Below are 25,749 nucleotides of genomic sequence, written 5' to 3'. Positions count from 1 at the left end.
GAGCAACAAAGCGGGCGCCATTATACCGGTGAGGGATGGCGCCCGCTACTGTTGTGGTGTTATCCGTTGCCCTGATCGTCAATGAAGCCGCGCAGGTGATCGGAGCGGGAAGGATGGCGCAGTTTGCGCAGGGCCTTGGCTTCGATCTGGCGGATTCGCTCGCGGGTTACGTCAAACTGTTTGCCCACTTCTTCCAGGGTGTGGTCGGTGTTCATTTCGATACCGAAGCGCATGCGCAGCACCTTGGACTCGCGCGCGGTCAGGCCGGAGAGCACGGAGCGGGTAGCTTCGCGGAGGCCTTCAGCGGTAGCGGAGTCAACAGGTGACAGGGCCTGGATATCTTCAATGAAGTCGCCCAGGTGGCTGTCTTCGTCATCACCGATCGGGGTTTCCATGGAGATCGGTTCCTTGGCGATCTTCAGTACCTTGCGGATCTTGTCCTCGGGCATTTCCATGCGCTCGCCCAACTCTTCCGGCGTGGGCTCGCGGCCCATCTCCTGCAGCATCTGACGGGAGATGCGGTTGAGTTTGTTGATGGTTTCGATCATGTGCACCGGAATACGGATGGTGCGGGCCTGGTCCGCGATGGAGCGGGTGATGGCCTGACGAATCCACCATGTGGCGTAGGTGGAGAACTTGTAGCCACGGCGATACTCGAATTTGTCGACCGCCTTCATCAGGCCGATGTTGCCTTCCTGAATCAGATCGAGGAACTGCAGGCCGCGGTTGGTGTACTTCTTGGCAATGGAGATAACCAGACGCAGGTTGGCTTCCACCATTTCCTTCTTGGCACGGCGGGCCTTGGCTTCGCCGATGGAAACGCGGCGGTTGATTTCCTTGATGTCGGAAACGTCCAGGTCCACTTCGGTCTGGATATTGGCAATGCGCTTCTGCAGGCGGACAATTTCGTCGATGCGCTCAGCAATCAGAGGTGCATAGGGCTTTTTGCCCTTGGACATCTTCTCGGCCCAGTCCAGGCTGGTTTCGTTACCGGGGAACGACTTGATGAAATCCTTACGCGGCATCTTGCACTCGCGTACGCAGATTTTCATGATCGCCCGCTCGTTCTCCCGCACCAGATCGTTGGTGGAGCGAACGACGTTCACCAGTTCGTCAAACGCCTTGTTGCCCAGCTTGAACGGGGCAAATACCTGGCCCAATTCGTTCAGGGCTTCCTGGGTTTTCTTGTGGCCGCGGCCGTGTTTGGCCAGGCTTGCGTCGGCGGCATCGAGCTTTTCTTTCAGCAGCTCAAAACGCAGACGGGTTTCTTCCGGATCCGGACCGCTTTCGGTTTCTTCTTCGCTGTCGTCATCGTCATCGTCGTCGGATGAATCGTCCGAGGTGCTGGACGTGTCCGGGGTAGTGTCTTCCTCCATGAACGGCTCGGCGCCGTCGGGGTCGAGGAAGCCGGAGACGATGTCGCTGAGGCGGCCTTCGTTCTCGATGATGCGGTCGTAGGCCTGGATAACGGTACCGGTGATGCCGGGAAAGTGGGCCACGGCGGCCATGACATCACGGATACCTTCCTCGATGCGCTTGGCAATGACAATTTCGCCTTCGCGAGTCAGCAGCTCCACGGTGCCCATTTCGCGCATGTACATGCGGACCGGGTCCGTGGTGCGGCCAGCGTCGGATTCCACGGCTGCGAGTGCCGCAGCGGCTTCAGCGGCCGCAGCTTCGTCAGCGGTGGAGTCGCCGTCGGTCATCAGCAGCGTGTCTGCGTCCGGTGCCACTTCAGACACTTGGATGCCCATGTCGTTGATCATGCGAATGATGTCTTCGACCTGGTCCGGGTCAGCAATGTCTTCCGGGAGGTGGTCGTTTACCTCGGCGTAAGTCAGGTAACCTTGTTCCTTGCCTCGTGCAATGAGGTCTTTAAGACGTGATTTCTGCGAATTGCCTGACATAGACACCCTGTGAACTCGCTGGTAAAAGGAAAAAAGTGAAACAGCCATTATAGCTGTCGCGCGGTTGCTCTGCCACCGGATGGTTAGATGGTGATCAATACTGCAAGTTTCAAGTGCAGTGCCGTTTCCGGCGGCAGTTATTGCGTTTTTTTGGCCCGCCGGCGCTGTTTTCTGGCGCTGGTCAGTCGTCGTTCTGTCCGGTCAGTGCCTTCAGTTCCTGCCGCTCTTCAGCGCTAAGGTCTGCCAGGCTACGTTTTTCCGATAGCAGAGACGCCAGCCGTTGCTTGCGTGCCACTTCCCGATTCGGGTTCAGCATTTCCCTGGCGCCAGCCAGAGTCTGTTCCCGTGCGGGGACGTGTTCAATGCCATCGAACAGGCTGTAAAACTGTTCTCTGGCACGGTTATCTGTTGCCAGTTCGCGGATCAGGGAGCGCCGGTCTTTGATGGCGTTCTCCAGAATCCAGTTGGCAAACTGGCCAGCCTGCCGGTACTGGCGGCTGCTGCGACACAGTTCGGCCATTTCGCTGGCCATGTCCGGTGCTTCCAGCAGGGCCAGGCAAAGCTGGGTATCCTTGCTGAGTTTTACGTCAATCCGTTGTTCCTGCACCCGGCGCTCGCCGTATCCGCCCTTGCCGTTCGGCTGGCGTCGGCTCTGCCAGTCGCCCCGGTTGTTGCCGCACAGTCGCAGCATTTCGTGCCACATGGCATCCCTGAGGGTGCTCCTGGGCATTTTCTTCAGTAGCGGCTCTACCCGTGCCTTCAGCTCGCCCCGGTCTTCCGGCAGCGTCAGATCCAGCCCTTCGCTTTGCCGGTTGAACAGGTAGCGAGACAAGGGCGTGGCGCCGTTGATGCGTTCCTGGAACGCGTCGGGGCCTTCCTTGCGCACCAATGTGTCCGGGTCTTCACCGTCCGGCATCATCAGGAACTGCAGGTGCAGGCCGTCGGTCAGCAATTCCAGCGCATTTTCCAGAGCCTTGTCGGCCGCCCGGTAACCGGCCTGGTCGCCGTCAAAGCAGAACACCAGATGCCGTACCTGTTTCAGCAGTGCCGACAGGCTGTCCTGGTTTGTGGCTGTGCCCAGCGTGGCCACGGCAAAGTGGATGCCGTTCTGCGCGAGCGCAATGACATCCATGTAGCCTTCCACCACCAGAAGCCTGTCGAGTTGGCGGATCGACTGTTTGGCTTCATAAAGGCCGTAGATTTCGCGGCTTTTATGGAACACATCAGACTCCGGAGAGTTGATGTACTTGGCCTTGTCATCACCCAGTGTGCGCCCGCCGAACGCAATGGTCCGGCCGCGACTGTTGCGGATCGGGAACATCACCCGGTTGCGAAACAGGTCCCTCGGCCGGCCGTAGCGGTCGGACACGGTGCCGGTCTCGACTAACGGTTCCTGCAAATCCTTGCTGGCACTGTCGAACAGGGCGGTACCGGTGCCGGGCGCATAGCCCAACTGGTATTGCTCAATAATGCTGTCGTCCAGGCCTCTCTGTTTGAGGTAGTCCCGGGCGAATTCGCCTTGCTGGCCCTTCAGGGCAGACTGATAGAAGCGGCTGGCGTAATCCAGAGCGTCCGTCAGTGTTCGCGCCTGCTGCATTTCCTGGCGCGCGCTCTGATCGTAGGGCACTTCCATGCCGGCTCGGCGGGCCAGTTCCTCTACCGCGTCGGTAAAGCCCAGGCCGTCGAATTCGCGGACAAAACTGATGGCATCGCCATGGGCGCCACAGCCAAAGCAGTGGTAGAAGCCCTTGTCCGGCCGAACGTTGAAAGACGGCGTCTTCTCATCATGGAAGGGGCAGCGGGCCTTGTAGTTGCCACCGGCCTTTTTCAGGGTGATACGTGATCCGATCAGCTCCGCCAGGTCTATCCGGTCGAGCAGGTCTTCAACAAAGCGTTGTGGGATCAGTCCACTCATGGTGTCTCCGGTCGCGCGGGAAGTGCCGGGCCTGGAAGTACAGCCAAAAATGCCGCCGAAGCCAGGCCTCGGCGGCATTTTGGTATCGCTCTGTGCAACCTGTGGCTATACAGGCGATTATAGGCTTGCAGTCAAGCGGCGTCCGGTAAAGCTTAGTACAGACGCTCGAACTTGCGCTGTTCCCGCTGAAGCTTCTTGAGATGACGCTTGACGGCTGCAGCTGCCTTGCGCTTGCGCACGGCTGTCGGCTTCTCGTAGTGCTCACGGCGACGTACTTCCGACAGAACGCCTGCTTTCTCGCAGGAGCGCTTGAAGCGACGAAGGGCTACGTCAAACGGTTCATTCTCTTTCACTTTAACAGCTGGCATTCGAAAATCACCTACCTGATTGATTCGGTTTCTGTTTTGTCTGATCGACCTGTCTGTCAAATCGACTCGATCCCTGGTCAGATTGGCTAAAACTCGACCAGTGCTTATTTAAGGCCGGCAATGATAGCGCCTGCCCATGGCCAAGGTCAATGTTTGTTCGATGAAACTGACGGAGGGTTTCGGGTTTCTGCTAAAATGCCTCGTTTACGTTTACCAGCCCGGAGTTGTGGCCCTTACTTATGCTGATTCTCGGTATTGAAACTTCCTGTGATGAAACCGGCGTTGCCCTCTATGACAGCGAACGCGGGCTGCTGGCGCATGCGTTGTTCAGCCAGATTGATATGCATGCGGACTACGGCGGTGTGGTGCCGGAGCTGGCCTCCCGCGACCATGTTCGCAAATTGCTGCCGCTGTGTGATCAGGTGCTTGCCGATGCCGGCAGGGTTCGCGCTGATATCGAAGGCATTGCCTACACTGCCGGTCCCGGCCTGGTGGGTGCACTGATGGTGGGTGGCTCCGTGGCCCACGCCCTGGGATTTGCCCTGGGTGTGCCGGTGTTGGGTGTCCATCACATGGAAGGTCACCTGTTGGCACCGATGCTGGAAGATAATCCTCCGGCGTTCCCCTTTGTCGCCTTGCTGGTTTCCGGCGGCCATACCCAGTTAGTGCTGGTTAAGGGCATTGGCGAGTATGAAATGCTGGGTGAGTCTGTGGACGATGCCGCCGGCGAGGCCTTCGATAAAACCGCCAAGATGCTGGGGCTGGATTATCCTGGCGGGCCTAGGGTAGCGGCGATGGCTGAAAAGGGCACGTCGGGCCGGTATCGGTTCCCGCGGCCGATGACCGACCGGCCGGGGCTGGATTTCAGTTTCAGTGGCTTGAAAACGTTTACCCTCAATACGGTAACTGCGGCGGAACGTGCTGGGGGTCTGGATGACCAGACTCGCGCCGATATTGCCCTGGCCTTCGAGACGGCAGTGGTGGATACGCTGACCATCAAATGCCGTCGTGCCCTGGAGCAGACCGGTTGCAAGCGTTTGGTGATTGCTGGCGGCGTTAGCGCCAATAAGCGGTTGCGTGCCGGGCTTGAGAAAATGACTGAGAAGCTTCGTGCCGCGGTGTTCTACGCCCGCCCCGAGTTCTGCACGGATAATGGCGCCATGATTGCCTACGCGGGTTGCCAGCGTATGAACGCAGGCCAGCAGGACGGCGATCGGATCGTGGCGGTGCCGCGCTGGCCGATGAATACACTGCCACCGGTTGGTGAGCCACGGACGAATGGGCTGGTGGACTAGAAGCCCGGTTCCCGGCCCTGGGCCATACGGATCAGATTGTTGCGGTGACGTACCACAATCAGGATGGCCAGCAGGCCGAACAGTGGCAGGGTGTCGGGTTCGATCAGGGCACTGATGATGGGGCCGCTGACAATGGCCACAATCGAAGCCAGTGCCGAAATTTTCCAGCGCCACATCACCAGGGCCCAGATGGCGGCGAGTAGAAGCGTGGTCGCTGGAGCCAGCGCAAGCCCGGCGCCCAGCGCCGTCGCCACGCCTTTTCCACCCTTGAACCGATAGAACAACGGAATCATGTGCCCGGTCACCGCGCACAGCGCCACCATGGCTTGGGAAAGGATGGTCAGGTCTGCCTGGTGGGCAAGCCATACCGGAAGCCAGCCCTTGGCGGCATCCAGGAATAACGTCAGTGCCGCCGGCGGCCATCCGCCGGTACGGTAGACGTTGGTGGCGCCGGGGTTTCCGGAACCCTGTGCACGCGGGTCCGGCAGGTGCCAGGCGCGGCAGACCGGCAGTGCAAACAGCATTGAGCCCGCCAGGTAGGCCAGGGCGCACAGTAGAACGGTCAGTACCGGGTCACTCAGATAGCTCATCGGTGGCGATCATTGGCAAAGTGAAAAAGACGCAAAGACGCGTACTGGTCATTTGTGAGAAAATGCCGGCCCCGCGACGAAGCAGGTCAGATTTTATACAGTATCCGCTGCCTGCGCGTTATTCAATCAGCAAAGAGTGTAAGCCCGGGAGTGCCTCCGTTGACAGATAGTGTACTGATCGAAGGTCTCGCCGTTGAGGCAATCATCGGCGTGTACGACTGGGAGAGGGAAGTCAGTCAGCGGCTGTTGGTGGACCTGGAGATGGCCTGGGATAACAGGACGCCGGCGGCGTCGGATGATGTCAGTGATGCCCTGAACTACGCTTTGGTCAGTGAGCGGGTCTCAGACTACCTTGTCGAGGCTCGCCCCCAATTGCTGGAAACCGCTGCGGAAGGCATTGCAGGTTTGCTACAGAGTGAATTCAACGTGCGCTGGGTCAGGTTGACCCTTCGTAAACCCGGCGCCGTTCCGGCTGCAGCAGCCGTGGGTGTAAGGATTGAACGGGGGAGCCTCTGATGGCGCGGGTGTATATCAGTATCGGTAGCAACATTGACCGCGAGCGTTATATCACTGCGGCGCTGGACGCACTGGCTGGCTGGTTTGATGAACCGCTTATCTCATCTGTCTACGAGAGCGAGTCCGTCGGTTTTGATGGCTCGCCCTTCTACAATCTGGTGGTGGGCGTCGATACCGACCTGAGTGTGGCCGAGCTGTCGGCCCGCTTCAAGCAACTTGAGGCGGACAATGGTCGACGGCGGGATGTGCCAAAGTTCAGCCCCCGAACACTGGATCTGGATATTCTCACCTACGATCACGAGGTGGGCCGGGTCGATGGAGTCGAGCTGCCCCGGGGCGAGATTCTAAAAAACGCCTTTGTGCTACTGCCGCTGGCGGAAATTGCGCCGACCGCCGTTCATCCGGTCTGCGGTGAGTGTTACCAGGCATTGTGGCAGGCCTATGACCGTGACCAGAAACTGTGGCCGGTGGACTTTACCTGGCAGGGCCGACGCATCTCGCAGGCCTCCGCTCGCTAATCTGGCTTTTGTGATCCGTGATGCGAGCGGTATAGCTGGATCAGGCTGGCCGTCGAACTGTCGATGGCCTCGTCGCTTTCAGCAGTATCGCCGGCCAAGCGGTCCAATATGCCCTTGCCCATCTGTTTCCCCAGTTCCACGCCCCACTGATCGAACGAGTCCACATCCCAGATAATACCCTGAACAAACGTACGGTGTTCGTAGAGCGCGATCAGGGCGCCAACGGTTTCCGGCGTCGATTTGTCCATCAGCAGGGTGTTGCTGGGTTTGTTGCCGGGAATCACCTTGTGGGGTGCCAGCTTGTCGATCTCGTCAACGCTCACGCCTTCGGCCTTCAGTTCCGCCTTGGCTTCGTCCAGGGTCTTGCCGGACATCAGAGCTCGTGACTGGCTCAGGCAGTTGGCAAACAGGGTGACGTGGTGACTGGCGACCGGATTGTGGGTCTCCAGAGGAATAATGAAGTCCGCCGGAATCAGGCGCGTGCCTTGATGCAGTAGCTGGTGGAAGGCGTGTTGGCCGTTGGCTCCCACGCCGCCCCAGATCACCGGGCCACTTTGGTAGGTTAGCGGCTCACCGCTCTGGGTCACGCTCTTGCCGTTACTTTCCATGTCCAGTTGTTGCAGGTGCGCGGGCAGGCTGCGGAGGTAATGGTCGTAGGGCAGGATAGTGTAGGTTTCCGCGCCCCAGAAGTTGTTGTACCAGACCCCCAGCATGGCCATGACCACAGGTAGGTTCTGCTCCAGTGGCGCGGTATGGAAATGTTGGTCCATGGCGTTGGCGCCGGAGAGCAGGGCATGGAAGTTCTCCATGCCGATGGTCAGTGCCACGGGCAGGCCGATGGCGGACCACAGTGAGTAGCGTCCGCCCACCCAGTCCCACATGGGGAAGATGTTGTCTTCGGAGATGCCGAAGTTAACGGCTTCCGGCGTATTGGCGGTAACCGCAACGAAGTGCTTCGCGATCTGGTCTTCGCTACCGCCGTTGTCCAGGAACCAGTCCCGGGCCACCTTGCTGTTCTCCAGGGTTTCCTGGGTACGGAAGGATTTCGACTGGATCAGGAAGAGGGTGGTTTCCGGGTTGACCCGGCGCAGTACCTCGGCTATCTGGGTGCCGTCGATGTTGGCGACGTAGTGGCCCTTCAACTGGCCATGCCAGTAAGGGCGTAGAGCTTCCGATACCAGTTTGGGACCGAGGAAGGAGCCGCCAATGCCAATACTGACCACATCGGTAAAGGCCTTGCCGGTATGCCCCTGCCAGCGTTCGCTAAGCACGTCGTCTACGAACTGCGCCATGCGATTCAGCGTGCGTTCCACTTCCGGTGCAATGTCGGTGCCGTCAACGTGGATGGAAGCGCCGCTGGTGTCCCGCAGGGCGATGTGCAGTGCCGGGCGCTTTTCAGTGACATTGATGTGGTCGCCACGAAACATGGCTTCGATTCGCTCCGGTACACCACATACCCTGGCCAATGCCATCAGCTTTGCCAGGGTGTCATCGGTCATGCGGTTGCGGGAGTAATCCAGCGACAGGCCGCCGCCGCGAATGAAAAAACGGCTGGCCCGGTCCGGGTCGCCGCTGAAAAGCTCCCTCATATGGGTGCTTTCCAGTTCCGCCTGATGTGTCTTCAGCGCCTGCCACTCGGGCCGGCTGGTGAGTGGTACAGAGCCCTGGGACATTGTGGAATCCTTTCTGTCAGTGGGTGTCGGATCAGCGGGTAATCGACAGATTGTCGATCAGCCGTGTGGTGCCCAGAAACGCTGCCACCAGTAGAGTCAGTTCGGAATCGTCGGCGCTGGCCGGTTTCAGGGTCTGGCTGTTGGCGATGTTGAAGTAATCTGGCCGTAGCCCCGCTTTACTGAGGGCATCATTGGCCTCCTGGGACAGCATTGTAAAATCGGTCCGACCTTTATGAATTTGTTCTGCGGTATTTTTCAGCGTCTGATAGACGGCCGGCGCAGAGGCGCGTTCATCCTCGGTGAGAAATCCATTGCGAGAGCTCTTCGCCAGGCCGTCCTCTTCGCGAATGGTCGGGCCGCCGATGACTTCCACCGGTATCATCAGGTCCTGGGTCAGTTTGCGAATCACGGCCAACTGTTGGTAATCCTTTTCGCCAAATACCGCGATATCCGGCTGCACCATGTTGAACAGCATGGTAACCACCGTGGCTACACCCTCGAAATGTCCGGGACGACTGGCGCCGCAATGGCCCTCACTGACTTCCGGAACAACAATGCGGGTGTGCCGGGCCAGTCCCTCGGGATAGATCTCTTCATTGGAAGGGGCGAACACCAGGGTGCTGCCTGCAGCCTCAAGCCGTTCCTGATCTTCAATCAGTGTGCGGGGATAGGTGTCCAGGTCTTCCGTGGCGCCGAACTGCATCGGGTTCACGAAAATACTGGTCACGACAATGTCGGCTGCTTCACGGGCTTTTCTGACCAATGAAATATGCCCGTCATGCAGGTTGCCCATGGTGGGAACCAGTCCAATACGTTTTCCTTGCTGGCGATAGCTGCGCAGCATGGCACGGAGTTCTTTAAGCGTATGTACGGTTCTCATGCCTTGAACGTATGCTCCTCGGCGGGGAATGAGCGGTCGCGAACAGCGGCCACATAGGCTTCGATGGCGCCTTTGACAGAACCGGACTCCGCCAGGAAATCCTTTACGAAGCGCGCTTTTCGGCCGGTGACCATGCCCAGCATATCGTGGACAACCAGTACCTGGCCGTCGGTGTCTGCGCCAGCACCAATGCCGATCACCGGCGCTTGTACGGCCTGGGTGATCCTGGCCGCCAGCGGCGCAGGTACGCATTCCAGCAGGATGACATCGGCCCCGGCGGCCACCAGTTCACAGGCGTGTTCAATCATCAGTTCGGCGTGCTTTTCGTCCCGACCCTGGACCTTGTAGCCGCCAAACTTGTTGACGAATTGCGGGGTCAGGCCCAGATGGGCGCATACCGGCACGCCGCGTTCGCTCAGGGCGTGGATGGTGTCTTTCATCCAGTCGGTGCCTTCCAGCTTGACCATGTGGGCGCCGGCACGCATTAGTTCGGCGGCGTTCTCAAGGGCGGCTTCGGTGGTGCCATAGGTCATGAACGGCATGTCCGCCATGATCAGCGAGCCCCGGTTGCCCTTGGCCACGGATGACACGTGGTACACCATCTGGTCCATGGTAACGGGCAGCGTGCTGTTATGCCCTTGAAGCACCATGCCAAGGGAGTCGCCAATCAGGATGACATCAACGCCGGCCTCACTGACGATTTGAGCAAAGGTGGCATCGTAGGATGTCAGAACGGAGAAAGCTTCGCCCTTCTGCTTGTAATCGCGCAGAGTATTGATGGTAACAGCCATAGAATCCTTGCCTTGTGGGTGGATGGGCCAGACCGGGCCGGGTGTATGCCGGCATCCAGGCCTTTAGGGTAATCCGGGGGTGTGTTTGTGGCAATAGCCGCACGCCGAGCCGTTGGCCTCAGCCGGGCGAGAAAGGTGCCCGTTCCACCGGATTGAGTTTCTGCAGGTTGTTGTCGGGGCATTGCTGTCGCAGTTGCGCAATGGTGCGCCCATCTGGCAGTGCCAGTCCAGGGGCCAGGTCCAGCAATGGCTGCAAGACAAAGTCGCGGTTGGCGAGTTCGGCGTGGGGTACAGTCAGGCGTTCGCTGGCGATGGCTTGATTGCCATACAGGAGTATGTCGAGATCCAGGGTTCTGGGGCCCCAATGCTGTATTCGTTCGCGGCCATGAGCACGTTCAATGGCGTGCAACTGGTCCAGAAGTTCCAGGGGGGGAAGTTCCGTGCGTAACCAGACTGCGCCGTTCACGAAATCGGGCTGGTCCTGCGGGCCCACCGGCTTACTGCGATAAAAAGGGGACTGTGCCACCAGTTCGGTTTTAGGCAGAGCAGCCAGCCGGGCTACGGCACCGGCCAGTTGGGCGGAAGGGTCGGCCTGGTTGCTGCCGAGCCCAATAAAAACATCCGTGGCCGTCATTGGTCAGGCCTTTTTCGCGGGCTTCTTGCGGCGGCGTTTCTTGGGGCCGTCACTGCCCAGTTGTGTCAACATGCGTTCCTGGCCGCGCTCGTCCGTTTCCTGGAATTCCGTCCACCACTGGCCCAGCCCTGGTTCGATTTCGCCGGAGGTCTCACGTACCAGCAGGAAGTCATAGGCGGCCCGGAAGCGGGGGTGGGACATGGTGGCGAAGGCGCGCTTACCCTGGCGACGGGGCAGGCGCATCTGCAGCTCCCAGATTTCCTTCATCGGGCCAGAGAATCGCTTGGGGATCGAGGTAGCCTGAACCTGGCGGCCGATCACCTTGGCGATGGCCATGTGCAGTGCCGGTTGGACCGGCTCGCCGTTATCCTGCCGTTTTCGCCATTCCGCCTGCAGGGCAGGCCAGAGCATTGCGGCAAACAGGAAGTAGGGGGTTACTGATTTGCCTTGGGCGATGCGGGCATCGGTATTGCGCAGGGCCTTGCGGATCAGCTCATCCGGCTGGCCGTTGTTGATGGCCTGTACCGTTTCCGGGAACAAGGGAGCCAGCAGGTTGTATTCGCTGAGCAGGTCGTAAGTGGCTTCACCATATCCGGCGGAGAACAGCTTGAGCACTTCCTCAAACAGTCGGGCTGGCGGGATGTGCGTCAGCAATGGTGCAAGCTCTCGGATCGGGGCCTCAGTGTCGGGTTCTATATCGAAGCCCAGCTTGGCGGCGAAGCGCACGGCGCGAAGCATACGCACCGGGTCTTCCCGGTAGCGGGTTTCCGGGTCGCCAATCAGACGCATCTGACGGTTTTCCAGGTCTTCAACGCCGTTGGCGAAATCCACCACGGTGAAGTCGCGGATGCAGTAATAGAGGGCATTCACGGTGAAGTCCCTGCGTAGGGCGTCTTCCTCCAGGTTGCCGTAGACGTTGTCCCGCAGCAGCAGGCCGTGCTCGCTGGTTCTGCGGTCATCGTCGTCGTCATCCTCCTGCGCTTCCGCGGCATTTCCGCGGAAGGTGGTGACCTCAATGACTTCCCGGCCGAACAGGACGTGAACAATGCGGAAGCGCCGGCCAATCAGCCTGGAGTTGCGGAACAGGTCATGCACCTCTTCCGGTGTGGCGTTGGTGGCGATGTCAAAATCCTTGGGTTTGCCGTCAAGCAGTATGTCGCGAACACCACCGCCCACCAGGTAAGCTTCGTAGCCCGCGTTATTCAGGCGACTGAGCACTTTCTTGGCGGGCTCGCTGATGAACGAGCGGGAGACGTTATGTTGGTCCCGGGGGATTTCCTGACGTTGATAGGTTCGGGCTTTCTTCTTCCCGTTTCCTGACACGTATGACAATAGTCGTTTAAGCATTGAATTCCGTTATTGCGCTGAGCAAAAGCGAGAGTTTAACGGTTTGGGCGGGATTTGCACACGTTTGGCGCCATAAGCTGGTGAAAACAACCAAAGGAAGGGCAAAATTGGCCAGGTCGAAAAAAACGGCTGGGCCAGATAATCAAAAGGCGGATCCGTTTTCACGAACCCGCCCTGAAAGCGTTGACGATCTGCATTGTTTTTGTTTTTACCGGGATTTTTCTTCGTTTTTCTACCCCACTGTCAATCCCCAATCTCAGGGATTTCAGGAGTGCAAACGGAAAGCTTTGAACACACAGAGCAGTCAGAGACATCGGGCGAGTCATCGGGTAAATGCAGTGCCGCCTGGAAGACGATTCTTCTCTACATCTACAACTCACACGTGCCGTGGGACCACTAAAAAGCAAAGTACCCAAAACACTCAGTTCGCTCACGTTCTGTTTTTGTTTTTGTTACCGAACGTCTTCTACAGCTTTTTGTTCTTGTTGTTGGCGCTGCGTTGTCACTGTTGTTTTTGTTGTTGTGCGCCCTATAGAGTGCAGTCCGTGTGCCAGTTTTTGAAAACTGTTTGTTAACAATGAGTTAGTATTTTAGGGCCGTCTGGAAAGGTAAGTCGTAAGACTTAAGTGTTACTGAGGTCGCGGTTTTTAGATCTGGGGTGTTACCGTCAGGAACACAGGGTAACAACTGAGCGCAAGTTCAAACTTTTCCGGTAACAACGCTTGCTGGAGAGTTACCGGAAAAGTATCAGTTCCCCGAACTTTTCTTTCGTGGAATCCCCAGGCGTTGCCGCCGCTCCCATAGCGACTTACGGCTGATCCCCAGCTTTTGGGCCAGCTCGGTTTCACTCATGCGATCCTGGTTTTCCAGCACAAAGTGTTGGAAATAATCCTCAAGGGAGAGATCACTGGTGGCCTCGGCTTCCCGGGAGGGCGCCTGCTCGTTGTTGCCGTCCACCAGGGTTTCGGGAATGCTGACATCGCCACCTTCACCGTCCAGATCCAGCAGTGACGGGGTGATCAGGTCGTTGTCGCAGAGGATGGTGGCGCGCTCGATGGCATTTTCCAGCTCCCTGACGTTGCCGGGCCAGCGGTGTCGTTCCAGCGCACGCATGGCCTCTGGTGTCAGGTTCAGGCCGGGTTTGCTCATTTTCTCGCCCTGGCGTTGCAGGAATCGCTGAGCCAGGCCAAGGATATCCGACTGTCTCTCCCGCAGCGGCGGTATGCGAACCTGCATGACGTTCAGTCGGTAAAACAGGTCTTCGCGGAACCCGCCCGTCCGTGTCATAGCCTTCAGGTTACGGTGAGTGGCAGCAATCATTCGCACATCCACCTGGCGGCTCTGGGTGGAGCCCACCTTGCGAATTTCGCCTTCCTGCAACACTCGTAGCAGACGGGCCTGGGCCTCGGCGGGCAATTCGCCGATCTCGTCCAGGAACAGGCTGCCGCCGTCGGCCGCTTCGATCAGGCCGGTCCGCGCCGATACCGCCCCGGTAAATGACCCCTTTTCATGACCGAACAGCTCTGACTCGATCAGACTTTCCGGGATGGCGGCGCAGTTTACGGAAATAAGCGGTCTGGCGGCCCGGGGACTCATCAGGTGAAGCGCACGAGCAGCCAGTTCCTTGCCAGTCCCGGATTCGCCCTGGATCAGTACCGTGGTTTCCGTCGGTGCCACCTTGCGTATCAGGGTGAACACCTTCTGCATGGCATCGCAGTGACCGAACATAATGCTGGCCGGGTCGCTGTCCGGTGCTCCCGCATCTGCCCGCTCCGATGATGGCTGGGCAGAGGGTGAAGTCTGGGGTTTTCTGGCGAGAATGCCCTCTACAGCTTCCAGCATTTCATCGTGGTCGAAGGGTTTGGCAATGTACTCCACGGCACCCATCTTCATTGAATCCACGGCAGAGCGGAGACTGGCGTAGCTGGTCATGATCAATACCGGGGTGTCCGGTGCGCGCCGTATCAGTTCCGTCCCGGCTGCGCCGGGCAGCCGAAGGTCGGAGATGATCAGGTCGAAATCGCTGGGGTCGTGGTTGTCTTCGGCTTCTTCCACGGAGCCTGCGTCGGCAACCTCATAACCGGCGTGCTGGAGCAGCTTGCGAACCGCTGAACGGATAATCTCTTCGTCTTCTACAATCAGAATGCGAGGCATAACGCGTTTACGACCCTTCGTTCTGGCTGGTGGTGATTCCGGTGTCCGGCTCGTAGGCCGGCAACCTCATGCGCACACAGGTTCCCCGGCTGGAGTTATCGCCAGCTGGGCTGTCCACTTGAATGTTGCCGTAGTGTTCTTCAATGATGCTGTACACCAGTGACAGGCCCAGGCCTGTTCCCTTATTGGGGGCCTTGGTGGTGTAAAAAGGCTCGAAGATATGGTCCAACTGATCTTTCGGTATGCCGGACCCTTCGTCGGTGACCTCGATAATAGCGGAGTAGCCGTCGCGGTTTCCACTGATACGCACTTCTCCACCAATGGGCGAGGCGTCCCGGGCGTTCGCCAGCAGGTTGATAAACACCTGCACCAGCCGTTGTTCATCCCCCAGGATGGTCAGCTCATCCGGGCATTCATTACGGTAATGAATGCCCATGCCCTTGTCACTGAGGGAGAGCAGGTTGATGGATTCGTTTACGCAGCGCTGTATATCCACCGGCTCGTAGCGGTTGGCGTGAGCATGGTTTCCGGTACGGGCAAAGTTCATCAGCGACTGCAGGATGGTGGAAATCCTCCGGGTTTGCTGCTGTATCTGATCCGCCGTGGACAGAATGTCCGGGTCGTCGGTTTCCAGCTTCAGGTTCTGGGCCAGGGAGGAGATGCCAGTGACCGGATTACCGATTTCGTGGGCGACACCGGCGGCCAGTCGGCCTACGGAGGCCAGCCGCTCGCTGTGCATCAGTTCGTCTTCCAGCAGGCGGGTTTCCGTCTGGTCTTCCACCAGGATGATGCTGCCACCCTCGGTGTGATCGGGGCCGCTCAAGGCTGCCTTGTGCAGGTTGAGCCAGTGGGGGCGGCCTTTCAGATCCAGGCGGTGTTTGTACCGGTGCAGGTCCTCACCGCTGTTGAAGTCGTCCAGCAGCAGATGCCAGTGCTCGGGCAGGGCCATCAGTCGGGCACCGACCACGTCGTCAGCCGTGATGCCGGTGAGGGCTTCCATGGCGTTGTTCCACATGAGTATTTCGCCGTCGTCACCCACAGAGCAGGCGGGAATGGGGAGGTTCTGAAGGGTTTGACGGTAATGGCGCCGCAGGTTGTCGAGTTCCCCAGCCAGCCCGGTCAGGCGGTTCTGGTAATCCCCCAGGGCTCGTTCGACATAGCGTATATCCTGTGCGGTGCCGCCGCTGGCCATGGGTTTGTAGCCCAGGTGCCGTTTGACCAGATCACGGGCGACGGCGGGGCCCAGCAATCCTGAAAGGTTTACTTCCACGCGGTCGCGCAAGCGCCGAAGTTGATAAGGCCGATATTCAACGTTGGGTAGTTTGAGCTGGGTAAGGGCTTTTTCGACTTCCCGTCTTGCAACTCCCAGCCCCAACGGAACCGCGAGCTGGCGGGTGAAGTCCGCGGATGAGGTTGCCAGCAACTCCCTGCGCTGGGGGCGGGAAAGTGCGCCCAGGGAACAAGCCTGGGCAGCTCCGGTTTCTTCGGCGGAACTGGTGCTCAGTACTGAAATCAGGGTGAATATGGTGACATTCACCGTCAGGCTAACGAAGGTGAAGATGTGCCAGTTGCTGTAGTCCGGTACCAGCGGGGCACCGATGAAATCCAGCAGGTTGGCGGTATGGGAGAAGGGCAACACCAGGGTAATCACCCAAATGACCAGGCCGGAGACCAGCCCGGCGATCAGGCCACGGCGATTGCCTTCTGGCCAGTAGATCACACCAAGGGCGCCGGGGAGTAGCTGGAGCATGCCTGATAGTGAAATGGCGCCGAGGATCGACAGGTCCAGGTTTTTGCCCAGGGTTTCATGGAACAGCAGCGCAGCGAAGATGATGGCCGCGATAAGCAGGCGCTTGACCCATTTCAGCCAGTGGTAGATGTCACCGTGGTCCTTGGGGGTTCGTAGTGGAAGAACCGCATGGTTCAGCACCATGCCCGCCAGTGCCAGGGTGCTGACGATCATCAGGCCGCTGGCGGCGGACAGGCCGGCAATGTACATCATCAATGTCAGCGCTGGACTGCCGAGGGCCTGGGCGGTGCCGATGGCGTAGAAGTTCGGTCCCGTGGTGGCGGCTAGCGCCTGGCCACCCCAGAGAATCAGCGGAATCGGCAGGCCGAGCAGCAGCAGGTAAAGGGGCAATCCCCAGCTCGCCTTTGCAAGGGCCTTGGGCGACGGATTCTCACTGAACGTCATGTGGTACATGTGGGGAAGCACCAGGGCACCGGCGAAAGACATCAGCATCAAGGCACGCCAACTGCCGTCGTCAATGCTCATGGTCATAGTGCTCACCGGGGTGCTCTGGTCCGCCAACCAGGTTTCCAGCCCCGACATGCCATCGAATACGCCAAACAGGATGACTCCACCAAGGGTTAGCAGGGAAAAGAGTTTCACCAGGGAGTCAAAGGCAATGGCTAAAACCAGGCCCTGGTGATTCTCGGAACCCTGGCTGCGACGGGTGCCAAACAGCATGGCAAACAAAACTACGATAATGCTGAAAAGCACACTGATGAGTTGGGGCGACGTGTCCGGCGCTAACAGGCTGGCAGACGTGGATACCGCCTGGATCTGCATGCTCAGCAAGGCCAGTATGGCGGTGCCTGAACAGATGGTCACCAGCGTGCCCGCCCACTGGCTTCGATACCGGTAGGCGAACAGATCGGCAAGAGAGGTGAGCTGATAGGCGCGGCCAATCCGCATCACCGGGTTGAGCAGAACCGGCGCCAGCAGAAAGGCACCGCTGATGCCCAGGTAGTAGGCCAGGAAGCCAAACCCCGATTCAGCGGCCATGCCCACCGCGGCGTATACGGCCCAGATGCCGGCGTAGACGCCAAGACTAAGCGTGTAGACAAGGGGGTGTCTGATCCAGCTGCGGGGCAGCGCGCCTTTTTCGGTCACCCACGCAATACCGAAGAGCAGGACCAGGTATAACAGGCTGGCCAGTAATAGGCTGGGTGCGCTAAAACTCATTGGGATCCCGTCGCCATTCCAGCCAGAAGCCGATGGCAATCAGGCCGGCCCAGATAACGTAGGGGCTGTACCAGGCATTCCCGGGCGACGTCCACCAGTCAAGAATGTTGGGAGAAAATATGTAGATGGCCAGAACCAGAAGGAAGACCAGACGGTAGATATACATCAGGCATGATATCCGCACTGTCGCTTGTGAAAAGGTTTATAACACGTCGTTCACCGGGCTGTCAGGTGAATCCGCTCCGGCGCCCAGTTGGCAGCGGCCCGGGCAAGCAGGGTACCGATGTCTGATGTCCCTGCCAACAAACGTTGATCCTGTCCTAATGCGGCGAGGGCCTGTTTCAGGTTGTCTTTCGCTTTCCGGTCATCCAGGGCTGGTGCGTGGTTTTGCTTGCTAAGCTTCTGACCATCGGCGTTGAGAATAACCGGAATGTGCATCCAGTGAGGTGGTGGAGTGCCCAGTGAACGATAGATCTGCTGTTGCGGTGCGGTCATGTCCAACAGGTCGGAACCCCTGACGACGTGGCTGATTTTCTGGTCGACGTCGTCGGCAACCACCGCCAGTTGGTAGGCGTAGAAGCCTTCCTTGCGCAGGATGACCGGATCGTCCAGTTCGGCGTCTACCTTCTGCAGTTGCGGGCCCAGTAATTGGTCGTGCCACTCGCTGCGCTCGTCGTGAAGGGCAAAGCGGACAGCGAACGGACGTTCTCCCGGTTCGGCCTTCCCTTCACGACAGTGCTCCGGATGGCGCCCATCATTTTCCCGCAGTTGCTTTCGTGAACAGGCACAGCGATAGGCCAGCCCTTGATAGAGTAACTGGTCGATCAATGTGCGGTAGTGGGCGTGGCGTTCTGACTGAAAGCGCACTGGTTCGTCAGAGTGCAGGCCGTGGGCGTCCAGGCTCTCCAATATCCGCTGGGTGGCTTCGGGGGATTCCCGTAGGGGGTCAAGGTCTTCAATCCGCACCAACCAGGTACCATTGTGACTACGAGCCTCCAGGTAGCTGGCAACCGCGGTGACCAGGGAGCCAAAATGCAGAGGCCCGGTTGGAGACGGCGCAAATCGACCGCGATAATGGGAATCAGTCATGGCTGGCGAATACCGGCCCCGGGTTCGGGAGCCGGCATACTCAAAGGCCTGGGATCAGATGCCAGTCTGGCGCTCGCGAATTTCAGCGAGGGTCTTGCAGTCGATGCACAATGTCGCGGTTGGCCGTGCCTCGAGGCGACGGATACCGATCTCAACGCCGCACTGGTCGCAGAAGCCGTAGTCGTCCTTGTCGATGCGGTCGATGGTCTGGTCAATCTTCTTGATCAGTTTGCGTTCGCGATCACGTGTTCTCAACTCCAGGCTGAATTCTTCTTCCTGGGTTGCGCGGTCACTGGGATCCGCGTAATTTGCCGCGTCTTCCTGCATATGGTGCATCGTGCGGTCCACTTCTTCCATCAGCTCCTGCTTCCATTGCAGCAACAGATTTTTGAAGTGCTCCAGCATTTCCGCACTCATGTAGTCTTCACCCTTCTTCATTTCATAAGGGGTGAAGTTGGTAAAACGTTCGCGTGGTTGTTCTGCAGTATTTGCCATTGAACCCGGCCTCATGTTTGTACTTCGCAAGAACGCTATATTTCCGGCGACCAGCGAATACTGGCCGGTTGTACCCTGGAAAAAGCATTCGTCCTGAAACGGGAATTTGCGGAAAATAGCAGATTAGTCACAGGGGTGCCAGCCTTGTGATGCCTACTTTTGCACGGAGACCAAAATGAAGTTGCCCGCACCATTGATCGAAGGCCGGCTAATACGGCGCTACAAGCGGTTCCTGGCTGATGTCCGGTTGCCGGATGGCAGTGAGGTCATTGCTCATTGTCCCAACACGGGCTCCATGCTGGGGTGTCAGCCCCAGGATGCCCGGGTATGGCTGAGTACCAGTGACAATCCCAAGCGCAAGCTGAAGTATACCTGGGAGCTGGTTGAAACTACTCCGGGCGAGGTGGCCTGCATCAACACGGCGCGACCGAACGCGCAGGCCCGTGAAGCCATTGAAAATGGGGGCGTTCCGGAGCTTGCCGCCTACCAGACCTGCAGGGCAGAAGTGCGTTACGGCACAGAGAAAAGTCGGATCGATCTACACCTGTCAGGTCACGAGCATCATCCGGATGCCTGGGTTGAGGTAAAAAATGTGACCCTATGTGAGGACGGGCAGGGCTTTTTCCCCGATGCCGTAACCTCCCGTGGCCAGAAACACCTGCGGGAACTGATGGCGCAGGCCAGGGCAGGCGAGCGTGCGGTGCTGTTTTTTGTGGTCAATCACACCGGCATCGACAGCGTGCGGTCCGCCGACCATATCGACAGCGCCTACGGTGTGCTGCTTCGTGAGGCAAAGGCGGCCGGCGTTGAGCTGCTGGCATATAGGGCGGAGCTTTCCGGCCCGCAAGGGCCGGATGGCGATATCTCGCTAGGTGAGGCCGTGCCGGTTATTCTGGACGCCTGAGTTGGTTACTTCAGGCGCTTTACATCCCGGGAAGGCCAAAATGTTGGCGGATTCGGTCTGCGACCGCCTCCCCCACATGTTCCTGGTCGGTATACAGGTGAATGGTGTGGGTTTTTTCCTCGGTGGTAAGAGGCTCAAGCCAGGCTTCCTGTTCTTCCAGGAATTCTTCGGTGGCTTCGGAGGCATCACCTGAGCGGTTGCGAGCCCATTCCTTACGGCTTTCCAGGGGCGCTTCGCAGTGCAGGAGAGCGAACGGCATGCCCCGGCTCTCCGCCACGTCCGCCATCATCTCCCGCTCGGACTGTTTCAGGCAGGCAGAGTCTACGATGACCGGCAGGCCGCTGGTCAGCAAGGCGCCGGCCAGTTCGGCCAGGCGCTCATAGGTGCGCTGGTTGGCTTCTTTGGTGTACAGCTTCTCACCGGTCGGGGATTTGCTCTGGTCCAGCGGGCCCAGGCCAAAGAGTCGCTTGCGCTCCACGTCCGAGCGCAGCCGGATCAGCCCCAATTCCGCCGCCATGGAGCCACTGACGCAGGATTTGCCACTGGCGGAGAGCCCGGTGGTGGCCAGTAGATAAGGGTTGGGTATGGCGCTGTAGTCTTCCGCCAGTTGGGCGTAATCACGATAGCGCTGCATCAGGCCTTCCCGCTCGGAGTCGGTCAGCGATGGGTTGCCGAGAGTGAATAGGGCAATCTTGGCGCGGACCATGGCGCGGTAGGCCTTGTAGAGGGGCAGCAGCGACAGGGCCTCGAAGTCACCCCGGTATTCCAGGTAGGTATTCAATACCAGGTTCGCCAGCTCGGGCTCACGGCGGGACTCCAGGTCCATCAGCAGGAACGCCAGGTCGTTGATCACGTCAATCCAGCGGAAGGGCTCACTGAACTCGATGCAATCGAATACTGTCACGTCGCCGTCATAGATTGTGATATTTGCCAGATGCAGGTCGCCATGGCACTCCCGTACAAATCCGCCCTCGTAGCGCTCGGAAATCAGGGCCGATTGGCGCTCAAAGGTGCTGCGGGTCCATTGCTCCAGGTTGTCGAGCTGAAGCAGGAGCACGTCATCGTCAATCATCGGGCGGATCTGGTCGAAGTTTTCCTGCATCGCAGCGAAGACTGCTTCCGGCGTTCCCAGTGGTTTGCCGGATTCAACCGGTGGTTGGCTGTTGTGGAAGTCCGCGGCCTGCCGCGCGAGGCTGGTGAGCAGCTCAGGCGTGAGTTTGCTGTTTTCCTGTCGCACGTCAAACAGTTCGTTCTGGTCGAACTGGCGCATGCGAATGGCATACTCGAACGCGTCCTCCTCGCCACCGAGTGCCGGAGCCTCGGTCGAGCCGGTGATGGGCACTACGTCGAGGTATAGATTGTTGGCGAGACGCCGATTCAGCCGCAATTCCTCTTCGCAAAAATGCTTGCGCCGCGCCAGGGTCGAGAAGTCGAGAAAGCCGAAGTCCATCGGCTTCTTGATTTTGTAGGCATAGTCGCCGGTCAGGATGACCCATGAGATGTGCGTTTCGATAACCTGAAAGTCTTTCACCGGGTGGTCATACAGCGCCGGATTCTGCAGTGCCAGAATCAGGTTGTCGGAAGGTGCGTCGCTCACGGCTCTCTCCTTGGGTTCCTTGAACTCGTTGATTTTTATCGCCCCCATCATAACGAGCAAAACGGGCAGATTACAGAAATAACACACGGATGACCTGCCGTACCGACGCCCGGATTCGTTATAATCCCGGCATGAAAAAATCTGCTTCCCCCCGGAAATCGCCCAAGAAGAACACCCGCAAGGGTAAGTCTGCCCGCCGGCCCTGGTTCTGGCGCCTGTTTCTGCGCGTCTTTTTTATCGGCGTGGTGCTGCTCGCCGGTTGGATGGTCTACCTGGATGCGGTGGTCACTTCCCGCTTTGAAGGCCGTCGATTTGAAGTGCCGTCTCGAGTCTATGCGAGACCACTGGAGCTGTATGACGGCGCGAGCGTCAGCTCAGGCGCGCTGCAGCGGGAGCTTGAACTGTCCGGCTACCGTGCCGGGGATGGCAGCCAGGCAGGTACCTATCGCCGCAATGGCGGCCACTTCATTATCAGCACGCGGGGCTTTTTGTTTACTGACGGGCTGGAACCTCGTAGGCGCCTGTCGCTCAACATATACAGCGACCAGGTACAGGATTTCCGGGTACTGTCGGGCGATCCTTCGCCGATTGTGCGCCTGGCACCGGCCCAGATTGGCGGTATCTATCCCGCCCACAAGGAAGATCGGGTGTTGGTGCAGCTTGCGAATGTGCCTGAACTTTTCACCGATACTCTGTTGGCCGTTGAAGACCGCAATTTCCATGACCATGTCGGGATCGCCCCACTATCGATTGGCAGGGCAATGCTGGCCAATATCCGGGCCGGGCAGATCGTGCAGGGGGGCAGCACACTGACCCAGCAGTTGGTAAAGAACTTCTTCCTGACCCGGGATCAGACCTTGTTGCGCAAGGGCAACGAAGCCCTGATGTCGCTGCTGCTGGAACTCCATTACGAAAAGAACGACATACTGGAAACCTACGTCAACGAGGTGTACGTGGGGCAGGCAGGTACACGAGCCATTCACGGGTTCGGGCTGGCCAGCCAGTTCTATTTCGGCGAGTCAATTCGTGATCTTCAAGCCCATCAGATCGCCTTGTTGGTCGGCCTGGTGAAGGGGCCGAGCTACTATAACCCCCGGCGCCATCCGGAGCGTGCCTTGTCCCGTCGCAACCTGGTCATTGATGTGATGGCCGAAACCAATCTCATCAGCGAAGAGGACGCCGCCAGGGCCCGTGCCCAGCCGTTGGGAGTTACGAATCAGGCCTCGTACTCTGAAAACCGATACCCGGCCTACATCGATCTGGTTCGCCGTCACCTGGCCAGGGATTACAAGCAGGAAGATCTGCAGAGTGAGGGGCTTCGCATCTTCACCACCCTGAACCCCGCGATCCAGTATGCGGCGGAATTTGCCGTCAAGGATATGCTCGGGCGAATGGAGGGGCGTTCCGATACCACGCTGGAATCCGCCATGGTAGTGACCTCGCGGGACAGTGGAGAAGTGTTGGCCCTGGTTGGTGGGCGTGACCCGAAATACGCCGGTTTCAATCGCGCCGTGGATGCGAGTCGTCCTATTGGCTCCCTGGTCAAGCCGTTCGTTTACCTGGCGGCGTTGCAGAACCCGGATCGGTATACCCTGATCACGCCTGTCGAGGACAAGGGCTTCTCCCTGGTGTTCGACGACGGACGCCGCTGGGAGCCGGAAAACTACGATAAGGAACAGCGCGGCGAGGTGCCCCTGCACAAGGCGCTCTCCCAGTCGTATAACCTGCCTACTGTGCGTGTAGGGCTGGATGTGGGTATCGGCGCTGTGAAGTCTACCTTGCAGGGATTTGGCGTTCCCGGCGGTATTTCAGAGTACCCCTCAATGTTACTGGGCTCAGTCTCCATGACGCCGGTAACGGTCGCCCAGATCTATCAGGGGCTGGCTACCTCCGGTTTCAATACGCCCCTGAGAACCATCCGGCAGGTCACCGATGCGCAAGGCGAGGCCCTGTCGCGCTATAGCCTGAAAGTGGATCAGGTAGCGGATCCCGCCGCGGTACATCTTGTCCAGTATGTTATGCAGGAAACCATGCAGGAAGGCACCGGGCGTTCCGCGTACCGCACCGTGCCCAGGGAGCTCTCGCTTGCAGGGAAGACCGGAACCACCGATGATGGCCGCGATTCCTGGTTTGCCGGTTTCAGCGGCGACTTGCTGGCGGTGACCTGGGTCGGCCGGGACGACAACGGCCCAACGTCTCTGACCGGTGCCACCGGCGCGTTACCGGTGTGGTCCCGGTTTATGAGCCAGGTGCCGCAGCACGGCTTCTCGCCGGTGGTGCCGGATGGCGTAGAGTACCTCTGGGTCAATCCCGGCGAAGTCGCCCTGACAGAAGAACATTGTGACAATGCACGCCTCGTACCGTTCATCACCGGCAGTGAGCCTGATATGGAGGTTTCCTGCGGAGGTAATATCGAGCGGCGGATACGGGGCTGGTTTGAAGGACTCTTTCAATGAAATCGAACACGTTTAAATACGCTGGTTTATTGGCTTTGTCGCTGACGGTGGCCGGTTGCGCCTCTGGCCCGGGCGGTGGCTCCATTTATGTGCCAGCCGGTGATAGGTCATCCCCTGACGAGGCACCCCAACCGCCACAAACCAGTGAGCCGCGTGACGAACCGCGGGTTGAACGTAAAAGCGAGCAGCCTGATCAACCGGTGCGACAGCCAGAACGCACGGCCCCCAGCTACCAGGATGAAGGAGACGCTCTGTCACCGGCAGCACGAAGCCTTATCCAGCGGGCGGACAGCCTGATGGCGTCTGGCGAGACCCAGGCTGCCGTGGCGCAACTGGAGCGTGCGCAGCGGATCGCTCCACGCTCGGCGCAGGTGTACTTCAAGCTCTCGCAAGCCTACGTGGCACTGGATCAACTGGGGTCGGCGGAGCAGTTCACCCTGAAAGGATTGTCTCTGGCGGGCAGCAATTCGTCATTGCAGCGCTCGGGATGGCTGCTGCTGGCGGATATCCGGCGTGCCAGGGGTAATGTGGCTGGGGCGGATCAGGCTGAGGCGCGTGCGTCCGCTTTGTAGGCTTGATCCACCGTCTGCATTAAGCTGGGCTCCTGAAATGAGCCCAACCTGTTGTTCAGTTTTACGGTGATTGGATTTCAAAGTCAGCCGTTGCAGTTTCACCGGCTATTACCGTCACGTTTTGGGCACCGACGAACGCGATTTCATCGTCTGAAGGCTGTTCCTGATCATCTTCGATCAGGTCATCCCCGCAGGTATAGCTCACGGTGTACTCGCCAGCCGGAATGAAAGCGGCGGTGTAGGTATAGGTTCCGTTTTCGTCGACCGGAGCAACAACCAGCGGTTCGTTTTCGCTGCCAATGTCGTCAGGCACGGCATCTGAACCTTCATGAACGTAGACGTTGCCTGCAAATTCCGGGGTCATTACGTCACCGCATTCCTGAGTAATCAGTTCGCCAGCTACGGTTCCCTCGATAGTACCGACCTCTGAGTTGTCGACAAGCCTGAGTACCGGCTTGAGTCGATAGCTGTCCTGCCCGACAGGGTTAACCAGTGACTTTCGGACATCGAAGTCGATGGTAAGGCTAACTTCACCTCCGGCAGGAACGGTAAATCCTGATGTCTGCACGCCTCTTGCAGATGGAGTGGTAAGGATGTGAGAGCTTCCGTCATCAAGAAGGACGGTGTTGTCGTCGCCGAGTTCGATTCGCATCCAGTTGTAGTTGCCAGCCGGAACTTCCTCATCAGTGACGAGGCTTTCAAATGAACCTCCCTGCAGGTCGAGAAGATTGACCGGTGCGGGGAGTTCCAGCTCAAACCTGCGACGTTCGCCGTCTGAAGGTTGAAGTACCAGCGCGGTAACCTCAATGTTTACTTGCTGGGCGCTGTCTACCGGTGCATCGGTCAGTCCGACGCTTACGCTGCCTGTTTCCCCTCTACTGAGGCTGCTACTGTCATCGCCCCCGCCACAGGCAGTCAGTGCCCCGGTAAAGCCAAGTACTGTCAGGTATTTGAGAGACTGATTCATTGCAAACCTCCTTTAGGAAAGACACGGGCCGGTTGAAGAAATGTTGGGTGGCCACAAGTGCATAACGCTGAAGTGTCTGCAGCCGTTCCATGGGGTCTGGATACTGTTGCTCA

Annotated in this window: 22 protein-coding genes; 6 read left to right on the top strand and 16 right to left on the bottom strand. The window is 58.8% G+C overall.

Annotated features, from left to right (window positions below; all coding sequences use genetic code 11):
- Positions 1-59 precede the first annotated feature (59 nt).
- From rpoD to rpsU, 3 genes are all read right to left on the bottom strand, one after another.
- Positions 60-1,907 carry an RNA polymerase sigma factor RpoD gene (rpoD, locus tag R1T46_RS00220; RefSeq protein WP_317307003.1) on the bottom strand — a complete coding sequence of 616 codons (1,848 nt, stop codon included), beginning with the start codon at positions 1,905-1,907 and terminating at the stop codon, positions 60-62.
- A 181-nt stretch (positions 1,908-2,088) separates the two neighbouring features.
- Positions 2,089-3,822: a DNA primase gene (gene dnaG / locus R1T46_RS00215; protein WP_317307002.1), complete on the bottom strand. Its 1,734-nt coding sequence runs from the start codon at positions 3,820-3,822 to the stop codon at positions 2,089-2,091.
- Positions 3,823-3,974: 152 nt separating this feature from the next.
- A complete protein-coding gene (gene rpsU / locus R1T46_RS00210) occupies positions 3,975-4,190 on the bottom strand; it encodes a 30S ribosomal protein S21 (RefSeq protein ID WP_007153483.1) in 216 nt (71 codons plus the stop codon).
- 239 nt (positions 4,191-4,429) lie between these two features.
- Between rpsU and tsaD the strand changes: the two genes are divergently transcribed.
- On the top strand, positions 4,430-5,485 hold the full coding sequence (gene tsaD, locus R1T46_RS00205) for a tRNA (adenosine(37)-N6)-threonylcarbamoyltransferase complex transferase subunit TsaD (protein ID WP_317307001.1): 1,056 nt from the start codon (positions 4,430-4,432) through the stop codon (positions 5,483-5,485).
- Here tsaD and plsY read toward each other — a convergent pair.
- Positions 5,482-6,075, bottom strand: coding sequence for a glycerol-3-phosphate 1-O-acyltransferase PlsY (gene plsY, locus R1T46_RS00200; protein ID WP_091642284.1), 594 nt, complete (start codon positions 6,073-6,075; stop codon positions 5,482-5,484). The two genes, tsaD and plsY, sit on opposite strands and share 4 nt — an antisense overlap.
- 159 nt (positions 6,076-6,234) lie before the next feature.
- Here plsY and folB point away from each other — a divergent pair, with 159 nt between their 5' ends.
- Together folB and folK (R1T46_RS00190) are read left to right on the top strand one after the other, a co-directional pair.
- A complete protein-coding gene (gene folB, locus R1T46_RS00195) occupies positions 6,235-6,591 on the top strand; it encodes a dihydroneopterin aldolase (protein WP_317307000.1) in 357 nt (118 codons plus the stop codon).
- Positions 6,591-7,109: a 2-amino-4-hydroxy-6-hydroxymethyldihydropteridine diphosphokinase gene (gene folK / locus R1T46_RS00190; protein ID WP_317306999.1), complete on the top strand. Its 519-nt coding sequence runs from the start codon at positions 6,591-6,593 to the stop codon at positions 7,107-7,109. The genes folB and folK (R1T46_RS00190) overlap by 1 nt, the downstream gene beginning before the upstream one ends.
- Here folK (R1T46_RS00190) and pgi read toward each other — a convergent pair.
- The 10 genes from pgi to dksA form a co-directional block, all read right to left on the bottom strand.
- Positions 7,106-8,782, bottom strand: coding sequence for a glucose-6-phosphate isomerase (pgi, locus tag R1T46_RS00185; RefSeq protein ID WP_317306998.1), 1,677 nt, complete (start codon positions 8,780-8,782; stop codon positions 7,106-7,108). The genes folK (R1T46_RS00190) and pgi overlap by 4 nt on opposite strands.
- A gap of 31 nt (positions 8,783-8,813) precedes the next feature.
- Positions 8,814-9,662, bottom strand: coding sequence for a pantoate--beta-alanine ligase (gene panC / locus R1T46_RS00180; protein ID WP_317306997.1), 849 nt, complete (start codon positions 9,660-9,662; stop codon positions 8,814-8,816).
- A complete protein-coding gene (panB, locus tag R1T46_RS00175) occupies positions 9,659-10,453 on the bottom strand; it encodes a 3-methyl-2-oxobutanoate hydroxymethyltransferase (protein ID WP_317306996.1) in 795 nt (264 codons plus the stop codon). Before panB ends, panC begins: the two co-directional genes overlap by 4 nt.
- A gap of 118 nt (positions 10,454-10,571) precedes the next feature.
- Complete coding sequence (gene folK / locus R1T46_RS00170) at positions 10,572-11,087, bottom strand: 2-amino-4-hydroxy-6-hydroxymethyldihydropteridine diphosphokinase (protein WP_317306995.1); 516 nt, start codon at positions 11,085-11,087, stop codon at positions 10,572-10,574.
- Positions 11,088-11,090: 3 nt separating this feature from the next.
- Positions 11,091-12,434, bottom strand: a complete 1,344-nt coding sequence (gene pcnB / locus R1T46_RS00165) for a polynucleotide adenylyltransferase PcnB (protein ID WP_317306994.1) — start codon at positions 12,432-12,434, stop codon at positions 11,091-11,093.
- A 747-nt stretch (positions 12,435-13,181) separates the two neighbouring features.
- Positions 13,182-14,588 carry a sigma-54 dependent transcriptional regulator gene (locus tag R1T46_RS00160; protein ID WP_317306993.1) on the bottom strand — a complete coding sequence of 469 codons (1,407 nt, stop codon included), beginning with the start codon at positions 14,586-14,588 and terminating at the stop codon, positions 13,182-13,184.
- 7 nt (positions 14,589-14,595) lie between these two features.
- Positions 14,596-17,556 (bottom strand): ATP-binding protein, encoded by a 2,961-nt coding sequence (locus tag R1T46_RS00155; protein WP_317306992.1) that lies wholly within the window; start codon positions 17,554-17,556, stop codon positions 14,596-14,598.
- Positions 17,546-17,722, bottom strand: a complete 177-nt coding sequence (locus tag R1T46_RS00150) for a hypothetical protein (RefSeq protein ID WP_007153470.1) — start codon at positions 17,720-17,722, stop codon at positions 17,546-17,548. The genes R1T46_RS00155 and R1T46_RS00150 overlap by 11 nt, the downstream gene beginning before the upstream one ends.
- 50 nt (positions 17,723-17,772) lie before the next feature.
- Positions 17,773-18,645, bottom strand: coding sequence for a tRNA glutamyl-Q(34) synthetase GluQRS (gluQRS, locus tag R1T46_RS00145; protein ID WP_317306991.1), 873 nt, complete (start codon positions 18,643-18,645; stop codon positions 17,773-17,775).
- A gap of 54 nt (positions 18,646-18,699) precedes the next feature.
- Positions 18,700-19,140 carry an RNA polymerase-binding protein DksA gene (gene dksA / locus R1T46_RS00140; protein WP_075195707.1) on the bottom strand — a complete coding sequence of 147 codons (441 nt, stop codon included), beginning with the start codon at positions 19,138-19,140 and terminating at the stop codon, positions 18,700-18,702.
- Positions 19,141-19,315: 175 nt separating this feature from the next.
- Between dksA and sfsA the strand changes: the two genes are divergently transcribed.
- Entirely contained in the window at positions 19,316-20,044 is a 729-nt protein-coding gene (sfsA, locus tag R1T46_RS00135; RefSeq protein WP_317306990.1) for a DNA/RNA nuclease SfsA, read from the top strand.
- A gap of 19 nt (positions 20,045-20,063) precedes the next feature.
- Here the strand turns inward: sfsA and R1T46_RS00130 are convergent, their stop codons facing one another.
- The gene (locus R1T46_RS00130) at positions 20,064-21,692 is read right to left on the bottom strand and encodes an AAA family ATPase (protein ID WP_317306989.1); all 1,629 of its coding nucleotides are present in this window, start codon (positions 21,690-21,692) and stop codon (positions 20,064-20,066) included.
- Between the two features lie 80 nt (positions 21,693-21,772).
- Between R1T46_RS00130 and mrcB the strand changes: the two genes are divergently transcribed.
- Together mrcB and R1T46_RS00120 are read left to right on the top strand one after the other, a co-directional pair.
- Positions 21,773-24,097, top strand: coding sequence for a penicillin-binding protein 1B (gene mrcB / locus R1T46_RS00125; RefSeq protein ID WP_407070118.1), 2,325 nt, complete (start codon positions 21,773-21,775; stop codon positions 24,095-24,097).
- Positions 24,094-24,669 carry a tetratricopeptide repeat protein gene (locus R1T46_RS00120; protein ID WP_286809872.1) on the top strand — a complete coding sequence of 192 codons (576 nt, stop codon included), beginning with the start codon at positions 24,094-24,096 and terminating at the stop codon, positions 24,667-24,669. The genes mrcB and R1T46_RS00120 overlap by 4 nt, the downstream gene beginning before the upstream one ends.
- A 61-nt stretch (positions 24,670-24,730) precedes the next feature.
- Here R1T46_RS00120 and R1T46_RS00115 read toward each other — a convergent pair whose 3' ends face one another.
- On the bottom strand, positions 24,731-25,636 hold the full coding sequence (locus R1T46_RS00115; RefSeq protein ID WP_317306987.1) for a DUF4382 domain-containing protein: 906 nt from the start codon (positions 25,634-25,636) through the stop codon (positions 24,731-24,733).
- Between the last annotated feature and the right edge of the window lie 113 nt (positions 25,637-25,749).

The organism is Marinobacter salarius (assembly GCF_032922745.1).
Taxonomy (GTDB): domain Bacteria; phylum Pseudomonadota; class Gammaproteobacteria; order Pseudomonadales; family Oleiphilaceae; genus Marinobacter.
The sequence above is the reverse complement of the archived record's forward strand: the minus strand, read 5'-3'. Positions and strand labels throughout refer to the sequence as shown.

Bases quoted from the DNA above. Each gene is read 5' to 3' on its own strand.
- dksA (WP_075195707.1), bottom strand. From the start codon at position 19,140: ATGGCAAATACTGCAGAACAACCACGCGAACGTTTTACCAACTTCACC.
- gluQRS (WP_317306991.1), bottom strand. From the start codon at position 18,645: ATGACTGATTCCCATTATCGCGGTCGATTTGCGCCGTCTCCAACCGGG.
- folK (WP_317306999.1), top strand. From the start codon at position 6,591: ATGGCGCGGGTGTATATCAGTATCGGTAGCAACATTGACCGCGAGCGT.
- panC (WP_317306997.1), bottom strand. From the start codon at position 9,662: ATGAGAACCGTACATACGCTTAAAGAACTCCGTGCCATGCTGCGCAGC.
- rpsU (WP_007153483.1), bottom strand. From the start codon at position 4,190: ATGCCAGCTGTTAAAGTGAAAGAGAATGAACCGTTTGACGTAGCCCTT.
- R1T46_RS00115 (WP_317306987.1), bottom strand. From the start codon at position 25,636: ATGAATCAGTCTCTCAAATACCTGACAGTACTTGGCTTTACCGGGGCA.
- panB (WP_317306996.1), bottom strand. From the start codon at position 10,453: ATGGCTGTTACCATCAATACTCTGCGCGATTACAAGCAGAAGGGCGAA.
- folK (WP_317306995.1), bottom strand. From the start codon at position 11,087: ATGACGGCCACGGATGTTTTTATTGGGCTCGGCAGCAACCAGGCCGAC.
- dnaG (WP_317307002.1), bottom strand. From the start codon at position 3,822: ATGAGTGGACTGATCCCACAACGCTTTGTTGAAGACCTGCTCGACCGG.
- tsaD (WP_317307001.1), top strand. From the start codon at position 4,430: ATGCTGATTCTCGGTATTGAAACTTCCTGTGATGAAACCGGCGTTGCC.
- R1T46_RS00155 (WP_317306992.1), bottom strand. From the start codon at position 17,556: ATGAGTTTTAGCGCACCCAGCCTATTACTGGCCAGCCTGTTATACCTG.
- pcnB (WP_317306994.1), bottom strand. From the start codon at position 12,434: ATGCTTAAACGACTATTGTCATACGTGTCAGGAAACGGGAAGAAGAAA.
- mrcB (WP_407070118.1), top strand. From the start codon at position 21,773: ATGAAAAAATCTGCTTCCCCCCGGAAATCGCCCAAGAAGAACACCCGC.
- R1T46_RS00160 (WP_317306993.1), bottom strand. From the start codon at position 14,588: ATGCCTCGCATTCTGATTGTAGAAGACGAAGAGATTATCCGTTCAGCG.
- plsY (WP_091642284.1), bottom strand. From the start codon at position 6,075: ATGAGCTATCTGAGTGACCCGGTACTGACCGTTCTACTGTGCGCCCTG.
- sfsA (WP_317306990.1), top strand. From the start codon at position 19,316: ATGAAGTTGCCCGCACCATTGATCGAAGGCCGGCTAATACGGCGCTAC.
- R1T46_RS00120 (WP_286809872.1), top strand. From the start codon at position 24,094: ATGAAATCGAACACGTTTAAATACGCTGGTTTATTGGCTTTGTCGCTG.
- pgi (WP_317306998.1), bottom strand. From the start codon at position 8,782: ATGTCCCAGGGCTCTGTACCACTCACCAGCCGGCCCGAGTGGCAGGCG.
- R1T46_RS00130 (WP_317306989.1), bottom strand. From the start codon at position 21,692: ATGATGGGGGCGATAAAAATCAACGAGTTCAAGGAACCCAAGGAGAGA.
- R1T46_RS00150 (WP_007153470.1), bottom strand. From the start codon at position 17,722: ATGTATATCTACCGTCTGGTCTTCCTTCTGGTTCTGGCCATCTACATA.
- rpoD (WP_317307003.1), bottom strand. From the start codon at position 1,907: ATGTCAGGCAATTCGCAGAAATCACGTCTTAAAGACCTCATTGCACGA.